This is a genomic window from Cellulosimicrobium sp. MI9406 (assembly GCF_040595865.1).
GTDB classification, from domain to species: domain Bacteria; phylum Actinomycetota; class Actinomycetes; order Actinomycetales; family Cellulomonadaceae; genus Cellulosimicrobium; species Cellulosimicrobium funkei.
In genome coordinates, this window is sequence record NZ_JALIZI010000002.1 from 211,433 (window position 1) to 225,175 (window position 13,743).

A 13,743-nucleotide genomic window follows, 5' to 3' on the forward strand; every position below is an offset into this window, starting at 1 on the left:
GACGGCAGCACCATGCGAGCACTGACCTGGCAGGGACGCGAGAAGGTGAGCGTCGAGGACGTGCCCGACCCCCGGATCGAGCAGCCCACGGACGCGATCGTGCGCGTCACGTCGACCGCGATCTGCGGCTCCGACCTGCACCTGTACGGGGTGCTCGGGATGTTCCTCGACTCCGGCGACGTCCTGGGCCACGAGGCCATGGGCGTCGTCGAGGAGGTCGGGCCCGAGGCGGGGAACCTCCGGGTCGGCGACCGCGTCGTCGTCCCGTTCAACATCGCGTGCGGGCACTGCTGGATGTGCGAGCGCGGGCTGCAGACCCAGTGCGAGACGACGCAGGTCCGGTCGCAGGACAAGGGCGCCGCGCTCTTCGGGTACACCAAGCTCTACGGCCAGGTGCCCGGCGGGCAGGCCCAGTACCTGCGCGTGCCGCAGGCCCAGTACGGGCCGGTCGTCGTGCCCGACGACGGCTCCCCGGACGAGCGCTACCTCTACCTCTCCGACGTCGTGCCCACCGCGTGGCAGGCCGTCGAGTACGCCGACGTGCCGCCCGGCGGCACGGTCGTGGTGCTGGGGCTCGGCCCGATCGGGCAGATGTCCGCGCGGATCGCGCGGCACCGCGGCGCGTCCCGCGTCGTCGGGATCGAGCGCGTGCCGGAGCGGCGCGCGATGGCCGAGCGTCACGGCGTCGAGACCCTCGACCCGTCGGCGGTCGACGACCTCGTCGGCGCGGTGCGCGACCTCACGTCGGGCCGCGGCGCGGACTCCGTCATCGACGCCGTCGGGATGGAGGCGCACGGCTCCCCCGTCGCCGAGGCCACCCAGAAGGTCGTCGGCGTCCTGCCCGACGCGCTCGCCGCGCCCCTCACCGAGCGCGCCGCGACCGACCGCCTCGCGGCCCTCTACACCGCGATCGACCTCGTCCGCCGCGGCGGCACGATCTCGATCTCCGGCGTCTACGGCGGGGCGAAGGACCCGCTGCCCATGATGCAGCTCTTCGACAAGCAGGTGACGCTGCGCATGGGCCAGGCGAACGTGCGCCGCTGGACCGACGACGTCCTCCCCCTCGCCGCCGACGTCTCCGACCCGCTCGGCGTGCTGGACCTGCGCACGCACCGGCTGCCGCTCGAGTCGGCGCCCGACGCGTACCGCACGTTCCAGCGCAAGGAGGACGGCTGCATCAAGGTCGTGCTCGACCCGTGGGCCTGACCACCGTCGACGCCGTCGTGGTCGGGGCGGGGCCCAACGGCCTCGTCGCCGCGAACGCGCTCGCCGACGCCGGGTGGGACGTGCTCGTCCTCGAGGCGCAGGAGACGTACGGCGGCGCGGTCCGCTCCGCCGAGGTCGCGGCGCCGGGGTACGAGACGGACCTCTTCAGCGCGTTCTACCCGCTCGCGGCGGGGTCGCCCGTGATCCGGGGCCTGCACCTCGAGGAGCACGGCCTCACGTGGTCCCGCGCCCCGGACGTCCTCGCGCACGCCCTCGACGACGGCGGTGCCGCCGTCCTGCGCGCCCGCGCCGAGGACACCGCCGCCGGGCTCGACGAGGTCGCACCCGGCGACGGCGACGCGTGGCTCGAGCTCGTGGCGGGCTGGGACCGCGTGCGCGACCCGCTCCTCGACGCGCTGTTCAGCCCGCTCCCGGCGGCCGGGCCGGTGCTGCGCGTGCTGCGCCGGCTCGGCGCGGCGGGCACGCTCGACCTCGCCCGGCTCGCCGTCCTGCCCGTGCGCCGCCTGGCCGACGAGACGTTCCGAGGCGAGGGGGGCGGCCTGCTGCTCACCGGCAACGCCATGCACGCCGACGTCCCGCCCGACGCCGCGGGCAGCGGCGTGTTCGGCTGGCTGCTCGCCATGCTCGGCCAGGACGTGGGCTTCCCCGTCCCGACCGGGGGTGCCGGACGGCTCCCCGACGCGCTCGTCTCGCGGCTGCGCGCCCGCGGGGGCGACGTCGTCACGGGCGCGCGGGTCGAGCGCGTGCACGTGGTGCGCGGTCGCGCGGTCGGCGTGAGCACGGCCGACGGGCGGCACGTGCGCGCCCGCCACGCCGTGCTCGCCGACGTCAGCGCGCCCGCGCTCTACCTCGACCTCGTCGGCGCCGACCGGCTCCCGGCGCGGCTCGTGCGCGACCTCGGCCGGTTCCAGTGGGACCACCCGACCGTGAAGGTGAGCTGGGCGCTCGACCGGCCCGTCCCGTGGACCGCGCCCGGGGCGCGCGGTGCGGGCACGGTGCACCTCGGCGTCGACCGCGCGGGGTTCGTCGACGTCGCGGCCTCGCTCTCGCGCGGCCACGTCCCCGAGCGGCCGTTCCTCGTCCTCGGGCAGATGACGACGTCGGACCCCACGCGGTCGCCCGCGGGCACCGAGTCGGCGTGGGCCTACACGCACGTGCCGCACGGCGTGCCGTGGACGCGCGAGCGCGTCACGGACGAGGTGCGCCGCGTGGAGGACGCGGTCGAGCGGGTCGCGCCCGGCTTCGCCGACACGGTCGTGGGTCGCTTCGTGCAGACCCCGGCCGACCTGGAGGCGGTCGACGCGAACCTCGCGGGCGGGGCGATCAACGGCGGCACGTCGGCCGTCCACCAGGAGCTCTTCCTGCGCCCGACCCCCGGCCTCGGCCGCCCCGAGACGCCCGTCGCGTCGCTCTACCTCGCGAGCGCCTCCGCCCATCCCGGCGGCGGGGTCCACGGGGCGTGCGGGTGGAACGCGGCGCGCGCCGCTCTCGCCGCCGCCGGACCGCGCGGGTCGCTGCGCCGCGCGCTCGTGCGCACCGCGTGGGCACGGCTGCTGCGCGACCCCTGACGCGGGGGCGATGGGGGCGATGGGGGCGATGGTGCTGCCGCGCTACGGGGTCCGGCGCTCCGCGAGGTGCGCGAGCCGGCGCAGGGCCTCGACGTTCCGGGGGCCGATCACGGCGCTGCGCACCGGTCGGGGCACGAGCGTGCCCGGACCCTTCTCGGCGTCCTCCGTGATCCGCACGGTGCAGCCCTGCTCCGTCGGGCGCACCTCGATCCGCACGCGCGCCTCGCCCGCGGGCCAGCCGCGCGCCTGGAGGTCGATCCCCCGGTCCGGGTCCCAGGCGCGCACGACCGTCTCGTCGTCGAGCAGCGCGGGCCACAGCCCGACCGAGTGCAGGATCCGCGACCCGGGCGCGGGCCACGTGTCGTCGACGGCACGGATACGCGCCGTCCCGACGACCCACGTCGAGTACGACCAGCCGTCCGCGAGGACGCCGAGCACCGCGTCGGAGGGGCATCGCACGGCCCGAGTGACGGTCACCATGAGGCGACGCTAGTCGCGCGCCCCGCACTGGCAACCGCTCGCGCACCCCGGCGCGAGTGCGCGCGAGCGGGAGGCGCCCACCGTAGCGTGAGGACCTGCCCGCGTGGGCGCGGGCGCCGACCGCCAGGAGGGCACGATGGGCATCGCCAGCTTCCCGCAGGAGCTCGCGGACCGGGCCGCGACGATCCTCGGCCACGGCCTCGAGGTCAGCATCACGATGCGCCAGGCCGGCGTGAGCGTGCGCGCGGGCAGCAGCACCGACGCCGCGGCGCGCTGCGACCAGGCCGAGGCGCTCGACGACGCCGGCCCCTGCATCGACGCGATGGAGGACGGCGGCTCCCGGCTCGTGCCGTCCGTCGAGGAGTCCGTCGGCTGGGAGCGCTGGGCACGACAGTGCGCCGAGGAGGGCTTCGTCTCCTCGGTCGCCGTCCCCGCGATCGTCACCGCGGACGTCGCCGTCGCGCTCAACCTGTACTCGCGCGCACCCGACCCGTGGACGCCGGAGCTCCTGACCGCCGCCGACGCGTACGCCCAGCTCGTGGCGTCCGCGGTCGGGCTGCGGCTCGAGCTGGCGGTGCTCGAGGACTCGACCGCGGGCTTCTACCGGGACATGTCCGACGCCGTCGCCACGGAGCGCGCCGTCGGCGCGATCATGCAGACCAACCAGTGCTCCGCCGACGAGGCCCGCCGCATCGTCGACTCGGCGGCCCGGCACCGGAACGTGAGCCCGCGCGAGGTCGCCGAGTCCCTCCTGCGCGCGCTCGTCGTCGAGGACGCGCCGGACCCCGCCGACGACGACCCGGGACGCTCGTGAACGGCCCGGCCGACGCGGCGCGCGCGCACGACCGCCGGACCGTCCTGTCGGGCGTCCTGTTCGGCGCCGGGATCGCGGCGTCGATCATCGACCTGTTCGTGTTCCACCTGGGCCTGCAGTGGCACCACTTCTACGACCTGTCGACGACCCAGGTGGCGCTCGCCGCCGACGGCGTCTTCCACGCGGTGGGCTGGTTCGTCACCGTCTGGGGGCTGTTCCTGCTCGCCGACGTGCGCCGCCGCACGGAGGTGTCGTGGTCGCGCTGGGTCGGGGCCGTGGTCGTCGGCGTCGGGGGCTTCGAGCTCCTGGACGGCGTCCTCAACCACAAGATCCTCGGGATCCACCAGATCCGGTACGGCGTCGACCTCCTGGTGTACGACGTCGTGTGGATCGGGACGGCGGTCGTCGCGCTCGTCGTCGGGCTGGTCGTCCTGCGCCGCGCGCGGCCCGCTCGTGCGGACGCCGCCGGGAGCGCGTGATGCCCCCGCACCATCACGTCGCGACCGGCGGGCCCGCCCTGCTGACGGTCGTCGCGGTCGTCGCGCTCGCCCTGGGCGCCGCCGCCTACGCCGCCGGGCTGCGGGCGACGCGGTCGCGCAGCCGGTGGCCCGTGCGGCGCACGCTGTCCTGGTACGCGGGGCTCGCGTGCGCGGGCGTCGCGACCGTCGGGCCGCTCGCGGAGGCGTCGCGGTCGAGCTTCACGGCCCACATGGCCGGGCACGTCCTGCTGGGCATGCTGGCGCCGCTGCTCCTCGTCCTCGCCGCGCCCGTGTCGCTGCTCCTGCGCGCGCTGCCGCCCGCCCGGGCGCGTCGCGTCAGCGCGGTGCTGCGCTCCCCCGTGCCGCGCGTCGTCGGCCACCCCGTGGTCGCGGGCCTCCTCGACGCGGGCGGGCTCTGGCTCCTGTACACGACAGGGCTCTTCCACCTCGCCCACTCCTCCGCCGTCGTGGGCGTGGTCGTGCACGCGCACGTCCTGCTCGCGGGCTGGTTGTTCACCGCGTCGCTCGTCGGACCGGACCCGCACCCGTCCCGCGCGTCCTTCCGGGTGCGCGCGGGCGTGCTCGTCGCCTTCGTCGCCGCGCACTCCGTGCTCGCGAAGTGGCTCTACGCGCACCCGCCGGCGGGCGTCTCCCCCGCCGACGCGCGCACGGGCGCGCAGCTCATGTACTACGCGGGCGACGTCGTGGACGTCACGCTCATGGTGCTCCTCGTGGCCGGGTGGTACACGGCGACGCGGCCCCGGGAGATCCCGGCCGCGTGCGTGCGCACGCGACCCGGGCTCGCGTGACGGCTCCGCTCCTCACGTGCCGTCGTCGCCCGCGTCGAACGCCTTCCGGTAGAGCCGGCCCGCCTCCTCGACGACCCGCGGGTCGAGCGACGCGGCCGGCACGACGTCCACGAGGAGCGGCTCGCTGTCCGGGCCGCGCCCGGCGACCTCGCCCGTGAGGAGCCACGGGAAGCGCTCCGGCGTCATGAGGTGCGCGTACTGGCAGAGCTGGCGCGCCACCCAGTGCTCCACCGGGCGGTCCCACCACGGTTCGGGCGTCAGCGGGTTGACGCTGAGACCGGGCAGCAGGCACCCGCTCTCGTGGTCGCGGCTCACGCTCTCGGCGTCCTGCTCCGGACCGCCGCTGAACCGCACGTAGAGGGGGCGCACCACCTCCACGAGCCCGGCGACCTCCGCGAGGCTCCGCAGGCGGGGCAGCGTGTCGAGCATGCTGGGCGCGTCGGGCATCGGGACCTCCTGGGCTGGCGTCGCTGCGTGCCGGCGGGGCCCCTTCTCGACTCTCCGTGACGGACGGGACCTGCCGGTCACGCCCGCCGTCCCCAGGCTACGAGCGGGTCGACGGCCAGGCATCCCCAGCCCTGCGAGCGCCGGGAGGTCGTGCGACGGTGACAGGACGCGCCGCCCGTCCGGGGCGCGAGACCCGCACGAGAGCCCGACCGAGGAGGCCGACATGAGCGAGAACGACGAGCGCGGCTACGACCCCGCCGAGGACCCGGACGCCGACCCGCGGTCGCTCAACCCCCGCGAGGGGCGGCAGGCGAGCGGCTCGGGGTCGGAAGACACGGACCCGGACGACACGGACCCGGACGCAGAGCCGGGGAACGTCAACCCGCGCACCGGCGGGGAGGCGTCCGGCGACGCCTGACGCACGGCAGCACGAGGGCCCGGGTGCGGCGCACCCGGGCCCTCGTGCCGTCTGGGCAGTGTCTAGGCGGTGTCTAGGCGGCCGCGCTCGGGGCGAGCTCGCCCTCCCGGCGGGCCGTCTCGCCGCGCAGCCCGAACCGCAGGCCGAGGGGGTCCATCGTCGGCGGGAGCGGGTCCCGGGCGAGGTAGCGGCCGCGCGCGACGGCCAGGTCGAGGCGCGCGACGCGCGCGAGCGTGTGCGACGCCAGGAGCAGCACGACGTTGCGGCCGGGGCACGACACGGGACCGCCGCTGAACGGGACGAGGCCCCAGTCGGCGTCGGCCCGGCCGTCGAGCCACGCCTCGGGCGTGAACGCGTCGGCGAACGACAGGCGGTCCGCGTCCCGGTGGAAGAACGCGCTGAGCACGACGAACCCGGTGCCCGCCGGGAAGGTGCTCGCGCCCCAGCGCACGGGGGCCGTCGCGTCGCGCAGGATCGCGAGCGTCGTCGGCCACAGCCGGACGGACTCGAGCACGCACCCGCGGGCGTACGGGAGGACGGCCGGACCCTTCCCGGCGGTCGTCGGCTCCGCGAGCAGCCGGTCGCGCACGGCGGGCCGCGCCGCGGCGACCGCGAGCGCGCGGAACGTCGCGGCGCCCGCCGCGTCGAACGCGAAGAGCCAGTGCGGGATCTGCCGGCGCACGGCGTCCGCCCCGCCGGTGTCGCGGCCGCGCGCCGCGAGGGTCCCCGGCTCGGCGACGGCGACGTGCTCGGCGATCCGCCGTTCCAGGGCGGCGCGGAGCCAGGGTCGGCGCGGCCGGAACCACGACCAGTTCCCGTCGCGCCGCAGCGCGTCGAGGATCGCGACGAGGCGCTCGTCGTCGCGCGCCGCCCGGCCGAGGACGACCGTCCGCACGGTGCGCCACCACGACGCGGCGAACGTGTCCCAGTCCAGCCGGCCCGACGCCTCGACGGTCGCGACGAGCGCGCGGGTCTCGCGCTCGACCGCGGCGACGAACGCGTCCCCGTCGCGGTGCACGGGCTCGGACATGTCGAGCGCCGCCTCGTTGTACGGGCGGCGCACCAGCCGCTCCGGGAGCGGCGAGATCAGCACGCCGTCCGGCTGGAAGTGGGCGAGCGCGCCCCGCTTCTCCCAGGACGCCGGCGTGAAGGGATCGGGGGAGCCCGCGAGGACGCGCTCGACGTGCTCGGGCCGCGTGGCGAGCACGAGCCGCCGGCCCCCGAGGCGCACGACGAGCGGCGCGCCGTCGTACCGGGCGCGCAGCCGCTCGAGCACCCGGCGCGACGTGCGGTCGACCTGGCGTCGCTCCGCCCAGGCGGTCGCGCGGGGACGCCGCACGATGGCGCCCTGGGCGACGAGCGGACCGAGCACGTCCCGCAGGACGCGCCCGGTCTCGCTCGCCGTCAGGTCGACCGGGGTGTCGGTCACGCGGCCGTCCTCGTGGTCGGCGTCGCGGGACCGGTCTCCCGGCGCGCCGGCCACAGCGCGATGGCGAGGCCCGCGGCCGCGCTCACCGCGTGCAGCACGTTGTCCGCGCCGTTGATGTTGAGGACGTTCGCCTGCGGGTCGTTCACGACGACCAGCCCGTAGACGAACGCGGCCCCGTAGCCGATCGCGAGGATCCAGCCGTACGTCCGGGCGCTCGACGACCGGCTCCACAGCAGCACGCCGAGGAGGCCGATGACGAGGTGGACGACGTTGTGCAGCGGGTTGATCGCGAAGACCAGCAGGGTCTGCGAGTGGTCGTGCACGGTCCACCCGTCGAACCCCGTGACGGCGAACCCGACGACGCCCACCAGCAGGTAGACGATCCCGATGACGAGCGCCAGGTACTGGTGGACGCCCCGCGCGGGGCGGTCGGCCCGCGCGGCGTCCCGTGGTGCGGATGCGGCGGTCATGTCGGCCTCCCCTCTCAGTCCTTGTGCAGGGCGTCCTTGACGGCGCCCTTCGCCCTCTCGAGCGTCGACGGCTTCCCGGTCGTGCCGTGGAAGCGCTCGTCCGGCGTCGTGGGCGGCGGCATCGGGACGCCCGCGGGCGGCTCGGCGACGTAGGTGAACTCGCCCTTGCCGTCGGGGGTCGGGCCGCTCGCCCAGCGCCCCTCGGACGCGTGCTCGCCGTCGGAGAAGTTGATGTACTGGTAGGACACGTCGCGGTCCTCCTTCGACACCGGGAACGTGCTGGGCACCGGGAGCTCCTCGACGCCCTCGTCGCGCAGCTCCTGCGCCGCCGCGAGCCACTGGTTCTGGTGCATCGTGTCGCGCGCGAGCAGGAACGCCAGGAGGTCCTTCACCCCGGCGTCGTCGGTCATGTGGTACAGCCGCGCGACCTGCACGCGGCCCTGCATCTCGGCGTTGGCGTTGGCCGTGAAGTCGGCGAGCAGGTTTCCGCTCGCGGTCACGTACCCGGCCGTCCAGGGGTTGCCGTTCGAGTCGACGGGCCGTGCACCGGCCCCCGCGACGATCGCGTGCTGCGGGTCGGTGCCGCCGATGATCGCCGCCACGGTCGGGTCGTTCTGGACCGCTCCCTCGACGGCGCCGACGGGCGCCTTCTCGAGGAGCTGCGCGATCATCGTCGCGAGCATCTCGACGTGCCCGAACTCCTCGGCCCCGATGCCGTAGAGCAGGTCGCGGTACTTGCCGGGGATGTGGGCGTTCCAGGACTGGAAGCCGTACTGCATGGCCACGGTGATCTCGCCGTACTGCCCGCCCAGCACCTCCTGGAGCTTGCGGGCGTAGACGGCGTCCGGGCGGTCCGGCGTGGCCTGGTGCTGGAGCTCTTGACGGTGGAAGAACATGGTCTCTCCCTCGGGAGGTCGCCTCCCGGGCACGAGCGTGCACGGGAGGACCACGGCACGCGCCCCGTTCTCGACGCGTCGAGCGTCCTCCCACCCTGTGGCCGTCCGCCGCCGGTCGCATCTGGGGCGGCCGGACCACGACACGCCGGATTTCACCCCCGGCGGGGAAGGCCGCCGAGGGAGCCGAGCCCCTAGCGTGGTGCCCGTCGCGGGGCAGCCGGTGAAGAAGACCGCCGCACGCCTGCCCTGCGGCGAACCGCCCTCGTCCGGGCCCGCCGGGACGAGGGCGACGTGCGTCCGGGCCCACGCGCGCGCGAGCGCGCGCGAACGTGCCTACGGTCGACGCAGCTTCGAGAACGGGAGCTCGACGAGACCTGAGGAGCCACCATGCCCGACGCCCCCGGCACCGCCGCCCGCGACGACGACTCCCCCGTCCTCCTGCGCCTCGCCCGGCGGCTCGAGGACTCCCCCGCGCTCGACGGGCTCTCCGGCACCGTGCGCGGCGTCGCGCTCGCCCTCGTCCCCTCGCACGGACGGCTGCGCGAGGAGCTGCACGGCCGCTCGCTCGGCCACGCCCTGCACGCGACCCTCACCGACGTGCCCGTCGGTCTGTGGACGAGCGCCGCCGTGCTCGACCTCGTCGGGGGCGAGCGCAGCGCGCCCGCGGCGCAGCGCCTCGTCGGGCTCGGCGTGCTCGCGGTCGCGCCGACCGCGCTCACGGGCCTCGCCGACTACCTCGACGTCGACCGCCGCGCGCGCCGTGTCGGCGCGGTCCATGCCGCGCTCAACTCCGGCGTCTCGCTGCTCTACGGCGCGTCGTGGCTGCTGCGCCGCGGCGGCCGGCGCCGGTCGGGCGTCGCCGTGTCGCTCGCCGCCTACGGGCTCGCCGGGGCGAGCGCGTTCCTCGGCGGCCACCTGGCCCAGGCGCTGCGCGAGCCGCCCGCCGAGGTCGCGCTCGGCGACGACGACGTCCCGGACCTCCCGTGACGCCGCGTCCCCCGGCGGTCGTGCGGGACCGCGCGAACGCGCTCGTGACGGGCGCGACGAGCGGCATCGGCCGCGCGCTCGCGCACGAGCTCGCCCGGCGGGGGCACGACGTCCTGGTCGTCGCCGACCGCGACGTCGACGCGACCGTGGGCGATCTGGCCGCGCACGGCGGGACGCACGAGGGCCTCACGGTCGACCTCACGACGCCGCGCGGCGTCGAGGCCACCGCCCGGCGGGCGCGCGAGCTCGGCGTCTCGACCGTCGTCCTCAACGCGGGCGTCGGCGTGCACGGCGCCTACGCCCGCACCCCGCTCGAGGCGCAGCTGCGGCTCGTGGACCTCAACGTGCGCTCGGTCGCGCACCTGACGCACCTGCTGCTGCCCGACCTCCTCGCCGAGGGGCACGGGCGGCTGCTCGTCACGGCGTCCGTCGCCGGCGAGATGCCGGCGCCGCACTTCGCGACCTACGCGGCGTCGAAAGCGTTCCTGCGCTCGTTCGCGTGGTCGCTGCGCGGCGAGCTCGCCGGCACGGGCGTGACCGTCACCGCGCTCCTGCCCGGGCCCACCCGGACGCCGTTCTTCCGGGAGGCCGGGATGGAGCGCACGCACGTGGGGCGCCTGCCGAAGCCGAGCGCCGCCGCGGTGGCGCGGCAGGCCGTGGACGCGCTCGTCCACGGCCGGCCCGAGGTGGTCCACGGCGTCCAGGGCAAGGCCATGCTGGCGGTCGCCCGCGTCCTGCCCCAGCCGGCGCGGGCCGCGTTCCACGGCTGGTTCTACGCGCCCGTCCCGCCGTCGCTGGCGGTCCCGCGCGCCCCGTCGTCGGGCTCGCCGCTGCGGTAGCCGTTCACCTTGTGCGTCCCGTCGCACCACGGCGGGATGGCCGTGCCACCGCAGCGGCACAGGGCGACCGTCGCGCGGTGCCGCTCGATCTCACGACCCCGCTGGTCGACGAGCCGCGCGGGACCACGCACGAGGAGCGGCCCGTCCGGGCACGCCGTGACGGTGACCTCCTCCGCCCGCGACCCCGCCCGGGAGTCCTCGCGCGACGCACCCCCGGCGCCCGTCATGCGGCCACCGCCCGCGTCGTCGCGCCGCGCAGCGCGGCCGTCGGGTGTGCGGCCCGGCGGATCCGCGTGCCGGCGTACGGCACGCCGCCGCGGACGCGCCAGACGACCGCGACCCACACGCACACCGCCCGCTCGACCAACCACGCGGGGGCCCACAGCGCCGACGACGCGGGCCACGCCGCGCTGCCCCCGGCACGCCGTCGTCCCGCCTCGGCGAGCGCGACGACGCCCGCGAGCAGCGCCACCAGCGTCCCCAGCCACGCCGCGCGCACCGGCCCGCGGCACCGCACCGCACCCGCGACGCACGCGCCGAGGAGCGGGGCGAGCGCGAGCTCCGCGGCGAGCCGCACGGGCTGCGCGAACGAGTCGTACGCCTGGCGCACGCGCTGCTCGACGAACTTCCGCGTCGGCGGCGGGCGCCGGGCCACGAGGAGGTCGGGACGGTGCACGACCGTCCCGCCGCGGGCGCGCACGGTGCGCTCCAGCTCGAGGTTCTCGAACAGCACGCGGGCGTCGTACCCGTCGGGACCGAGCGCGTCGCGCCGCAGCACCACCGTGCCCGCCCAGTCGTGACCGAGCGCGCGGTTCACGAGCGAGCGCGCGGTGTCCCAGCGCGCGTGCCACGGCAGCGGGTCGAACACGTTCTGCGGCACGACGGCGTCGGCGTCGTCGAGCGCCGCGAGGGCCCGGTCGAGCGTCGCGGCGTCCCAGCGCACGTCGTCGTCCGCCAGGACGAGGCGCGGCGCGGTCGTCGCGGCCAGGGCGGCGAGGACGCCGACCACCTTCCCGTTGCAGCCCGGGGGCGGCGGGCCGACGGCGAGGGTGCGCGCCGCGCCGCCCCAGGCGGCGGCGTGGCGGTCGCGGACGGGACCGGGCGACCCGTCCGCCACGACGACCTCGACGTGGCGCGCGAGGTCGTGCAGGTAGGCGGACAGCTCGGCCGTCGCCGGCTCGTCGGGCTGCTCGCGGCGCAGCGGCAGCACGTAGGTCACGTCAGCCACGCGGCGCGTCGCCCTCCTGCGCCGCGGCGGGGCCGGTGCCCGGCTGCGGCTCGACGGCGGGGGCGAGCGGCACGCGCAGCGCCGAGGCGCCCTGCTGCCAGCGCTCGAGCGCGTGGGCAGCCACGTCGCCCTCCACGGCCAGGCACGCGGCCGCGCCGAGCAGGACGTCGTCGCGCAGAGCGGGCTCCTGCTCGACGAGGCGCCCCGCGAGGTCGCGCGCCGCGATCTGCTCGTGCACCGCGTCCGCCTCGACGTGCTCGTCGAAGTACCAGGTGGTGTCCGCGTCGTGCCCGAGGCGGCGGAAGCCGTTGCCGTACAGGCGGCTCGGCACCGACGACGTCATCTCGAACGCGGCGAGGTGGCCGACGATCGCGCCCCGCAGGCGCCGGTGCAGGCCGAAGAGCGACATCGTGTTCAGGGCCGCGAGCACGACCGCGGGCACGGCGTCGACGTAGCGGCCGTACGTGTCGTCGAGCCCGACGCCGCGCATCGCCTGCGCGAACAGCTCGGCGTGCATGCGGCCGGGCCGACCGCCGCCGTACTCGTCCGCCTGGATCTCCACGAGCGCCGCCTTCGGCACGCCCGCGAGCCGCGGGACCGCCCACGTGTGCGGGTCGGCCTCCTTGAGCTGGTAGAGGGACTTCAGCGCGAGGAGCTCGCGCGCCTGCCCCGCGTCGGCGCGCTTGGCGACGTACCGCGACAGGCTCGGGCCGTCGTCGGCCGCCGCGAGCTCGAACAGCCGTCGCGCGACGCCCGCCGCGTCGGTCGCGTCGCACGCCGGCCGGCCGGCGCGCCCGCGCACCGCGGCCTCGAACGGGGCCTCGAGACGTGCCCGCACCGCGAGCAGCGCCGGGTCCCACTCCCAGTCGTCGTCGACGCCCTCGACCCCGCGGTAGTGGAGCTCGTAGAGGAGGGTGAGGGTGAGCTGCACGTCCTCGTCGCGCAGGATCGTCCCGGCCGCGGCGTCGAGCGCCGGCCCGACGGCGTCCTCGACCGGCCGCAGGTCGGCCGCACCCGGGGGCTCGACGAGCGCGGCGAGGAGCGCGGCGCTCAACGGGCCCCGCGGACGGGGCCGCGGCAGGCGGCCCGACCCCGGTGCCGGCGAGGCTCCGGGCGCGGGCTCGTCCGCCGGGCCGGTGGTGGTCGCCGACCCGGCGGTGGGGACGTGGGCGGGGAGGGCGGTGGAGGTCATCACGTGTTCCTGACGCTCGCGCGGACGGCGCCCCTGCTCGACGCCACCGCCATGCTCCCCACGGACCGCCCGACTCGCGAGCCGAACCGGCTCCCGAGCGGGCGGCCGGCGGTGCATCAGCCCTGCTGGGAGCCCTGCGGGGACGTCGCGGACGTGCCGTCCTGGGTCAGGTCGGCGAGGAAGCGGTGGCACTGCTGGGCCCGCTCGGAGTCCTCCGCCATCACCTTCTCGAAGAACGCGGCGATCTCCTCCTTGCCCGCGTTCCGGGCGTCGCGCACGTACTGGCCGTAGTCGTGCCCGGCCTTGAGCGAGTGGTACTGCACCGAGATGAGGTCGAACGTGACGTCGTCGAACCCGGTCTCTCCTGTGGCCATGGTCGAAACCTCCTGCGCCCGGGGGCGCGGTCGTGCTGCCGGGCCCGGCCCGGCGGGGGCGGCAGGCTGCTGGACCTCCTCCCACG

At 76.6% G+C, this 13,743-nt stretch carries 17 protein-coding genes; 8 read left to right on the forward strand and 9 right to left on the reverse strand.

What is annotated here, in order from left to right:
• Positions 1–12 precede the first annotated feature (12 nt).
• Entirely contained in the window at positions 13–1,206 is a 1,194-nt protein-coding gene (locus MT994_RS03970) for a zinc-dependent alcohol dehydrogenase (RefSeq protein ID WP_061267419.1), read from the forward strand.
• Positions 1,197–2,795 (forward strand): NAD(P)/FAD-dependent oxidoreductase, encoded by a 1,599-nt coding sequence (locus tag MT994_RS03975; protein WP_240696586.1) that lies wholly within the window; start codon positions 1,197–1,199, stop codon positions 2,793–2,795. Before MT994_RS03970 ends, MT994_RS03975 begins: the two co-directional genes overlap by 10 nt.
• A 42-nt stretch (positions 2,796–2,837) precedes the next feature.
• Here MT994_RS03975 and MT994_RS03980 read toward each other — a convergent pair whose 3' ends face one another.
• Positions 2,838–3,275 (reverse strand): SRPBCC family protein, encoded by a 438-nt coding sequence (locus MT994_RS03980; RefSeq protein WP_061267418.1) that lies wholly within the window; start codon positions 3,273–3,275, stop codon positions 2,838–2,840.
• A 136-nt stretch (positions 3,276–3,411) separates the two neighbouring features.
• Between MT994_RS03980 and MT994_RS03985 the strand changes: the two genes are divergently transcribed.
• From MT994_RS03985 to MT994_RS03995, 3 genes are read left to right on the forward strand one after another with little or no spacing between them, the layout of a single operon-like run.
• Positions 3,412–4,089 (forward strand): GAF and ANTAR domain-containing protein, encoded by a 678-nt coding sequence (locus MT994_RS03985; RefSeq protein ID WP_128957499.1) that lies wholly within the window; start codon positions 3,412–3,414, stop codon positions 4,087–4,089.
• Positions 4,086–4,568, forward strand: coding sequence for a DUF2243 domain-containing protein (locus MT994_RS03990; RefSeq protein WP_061267416.1), 483 nt, complete (start codon positions 4,086–4,088; stop codon positions 4,566–4,568). The genes MT994_RS03985 and MT994_RS03990 overlap by 4 nt, the downstream gene beginning before the upstream one ends.
• Positions 4,568–5,377 (forward strand): cytochrome c oxidase assembly protein, encoded by an 810-nt coding sequence (locus MT994_RS03995; RefSeq protein ID WP_354805216.1) that lies wholly within the window; start codon positions 4,568–4,570, stop codon positions 5,375–5,377. The genes MT994_RS03990 and MT994_RS03995 overlap by 1 nt, the downstream gene beginning before the upstream one ends.
• A 12-nt stretch (positions 5,378–5,389) precedes the next feature.
• Here the strand turns inward: MT994_RS03995 and MT994_RS04000 are convergent, their stop codons facing one another.
• A complete protein-coding gene (locus MT994_RS04000; protein WP_061267415.1) occupies positions 5,390–5,824 on the reverse strand; it encodes a DUF6098 family protein in 435 nt (144 codons plus the stop codon).
• A 223-nt stretch (positions 5,825–6,047) separates the two neighbouring features.
• Between MT994_RS04000 and MT994_RS04005 the strand changes: the two genes are divergently transcribed.
• On the forward strand, positions 6,048–6,242 hold the full coding sequence (locus MT994_RS04005; RefSeq protein ID WP_354805218.1) for a hypothetical protein: 195 nt from the start codon (positions 6,048–6,050) through the stop codon (positions 6,240–6,242).
• 73 nt (positions 6,243–6,315) lie between these two features.
• Here MT994_RS04005 and MT994_RS04010 read toward each other — a convergent pair whose 3' ends face one another.
• The 3 genes from MT994_RS04010 to MT994_RS04020 are packed head-to-tail and all read right to left on the reverse strand — an operon-like array spanning position 6,316 to position 9,037.
• Positions 6,316–7,671, reverse strand: a complete 1,356-nt coding sequence (locus MT994_RS04010) for a cytochrome P450 (protein ID WP_354805219.1) — start codon at positions 7,669–7,671, stop codon at positions 6,316–6,318.
• Entirely contained in the window at positions 7,668–8,141 is a 474-nt protein-coding gene (locus MT994_RS04015; protein WP_354805220.1) for a DUF4383 domain-containing protein, read from the reverse strand. Before MT994_RS04015 ends, MT994_RS04010 begins: the two co-directional genes overlap by 4 nt.
• A gap of 14 nt (positions 8,142–8,155) precedes the next feature.
• Positions 8,156–9,037 carry a manganese catalase family protein gene (locus MT994_RS04020; protein WP_354805222.1) on the reverse strand — a complete coding sequence of 294 codons (882 nt, stop codon included), beginning with the start codon at positions 9,035–9,037 and terminating at the stop codon, positions 8,156–8,158.
• Positions 9,038–9,424: 387 nt separating this feature from the next.
• Between MT994_RS04020 and MT994_RS04025 the strand changes: the two genes are divergently transcribed.
• Together MT994_RS04025 and MT994_RS04030 are read left to right on the forward strand one after the other, a co-directional pair.
• Positions 9,425–10,024, forward strand: coding sequence for a DUF2231 domain-containing protein (locus tag MT994_RS04025; RefSeq protein ID WP_076404744.1), 600 nt, complete (start codon positions 9,425–9,427; stop codon positions 10,022–10,024).
• On the forward strand, positions 10,021–10,863 hold the full coding sequence (locus MT994_RS04030; protein ID WP_061267411.1) for an SDR family NAD(P)-dependent oxidoreductase: 843 nt from the start codon (positions 10,021–10,023) through the stop codon (positions 10,861–10,863). The genes MT994_RS04025 and MT994_RS04030 overlap by 4 nt, the downstream gene beginning before the upstream one ends.
• On the opposite strand, the gene MT994_RS04035 is transcribed toward MT994_RS04030, so the two are convergent.
• From MT994_RS04035 to MT994_RS04050, 4 genes are all read right to left on the reverse strand, one after another.
• On the reverse strand, positions 10,797–11,090 hold the full coding sequence (locus tag MT994_RS04035) for a CDGSH iron-sulfur domain-containing protein (protein ID WP_354805224.1): 294 nt from the start codon (positions 11,088–11,090) through the stop codon (positions 10,797–10,799). The genes MT994_RS04030 and MT994_RS04035 overlap by 67 nt on opposite strands.
• Positions 11,087–12,091, reverse strand: a complete 1,005-nt coding sequence (locus MT994_RS04040) for a glycosyltransferase (RefSeq protein WP_354805225.1) — start codon at positions 12,089–12,091, stop codon at positions 11,087–11,089. Before MT994_RS04040 ends, MT994_RS04035 begins: the two co-directional genes overlap by 4 nt.
• Entirely contained in the window at positions 12,084–13,283 is a 1,200-nt protein-coding gene (locus tag MT994_RS04045) for an iron-containing redox enzyme family protein (RefSeq protein WP_083711751.1), read from the reverse strand. The genes MT994_RS04040 and MT994_RS04045 overlap by 8 nt, the downstream gene beginning before the upstream one ends.
• Before the next feature lie 116 nt (positions 13,284–13,399).
• Entirely contained in the window at positions 13,400–13,657 is a 258-nt protein-coding gene (locus MT994_RS04050; RefSeq protein WP_034654615.1) for a hypothetical protein, read from the reverse strand.
• Positions 13,658–13,743: the final 86 nt, after the last annotated feature.

Coding starts and splice junctions, on each gene's coding strand:
- MT994_RS03970 (WP_061267419.1), top strand. CDS start 13: ATGCGAGCACTGACCTGGCAGGGACGCGAGAAGGTGAGCGTCGAGGAC.
- MT994_RS04015 (WP_354805220.1), bottom strand. CDS start 8,141: ATGACCGCCGCATCCGCACCACGGGACGCCGCGCGGGCCGACCGCCCC.
- MT994_RS04045 (WP_083711751.1), bottom strand. CDS start 13,283: ATGACCTCCACCGCCCTCCCCGCCCACGTCCCCACCGCCGGGTCGGCG.
- MT994_RS04050 (WP_034654615.1), bottom strand. CDS start 13,657: ATGGCCACAGGAGAGACCGGGTTCGACGACGTCACGTTCGACCTCATC.
- MT994_RS03985 (WP_128957499.1), top strand. CDS start 3,412: ATGGGCATCGCCAGCTTCCCGCAGGAGCTCGCGGACCGGGCCGCGACG.
- MT994_RS04005 (WP_354805218.1), top strand. CDS start 6,048: ATGAGCGAGAACGACGAGCGCGGCTACGACCCCGCCGAGGACCCGGAC.
- MT994_RS03980 (WP_061267418.1), bottom strand. CDS start 3,275: ATGGTGACCGTCACTCGGGCCGTGCGATGCCCCTCCGACGCGGTGCTC.
- MT994_RS04025 (WP_076404744.1), top strand. CDS start 9,425: ATGCCCGACGCCCCCGGCACCGCCGCCCGCGACGACGACTCCCCCGTC.
- MT994_RS04035 (WP_354805224.1), bottom strand. CDS start 11,090: ATGACGGGCGCCGGGGGTGCGTCGCGCGAGGACTCCCGGGCGGGGTCG.
- MT994_RS04020 (WP_354805222.1), bottom strand. CDS start 9,037: ATGTTCTTCCACCGTCAAGAGCTCCAGCACCAGGCCACGCCGGACCGC.
- MT994_RS03995 (WP_354805216.1), top strand. CDS start 4,568: ATGCCCCCGCACCATCACGTCGCGACCGGCGGGCCCGCCCTGCTGACG.
- MT994_RS04000 (WP_061267415.1), bottom strand. CDS start 5,824: ATGCCCGACGCGCCCAGCATGCTCGACACGCTGCCCCGCCTGCGGAGC.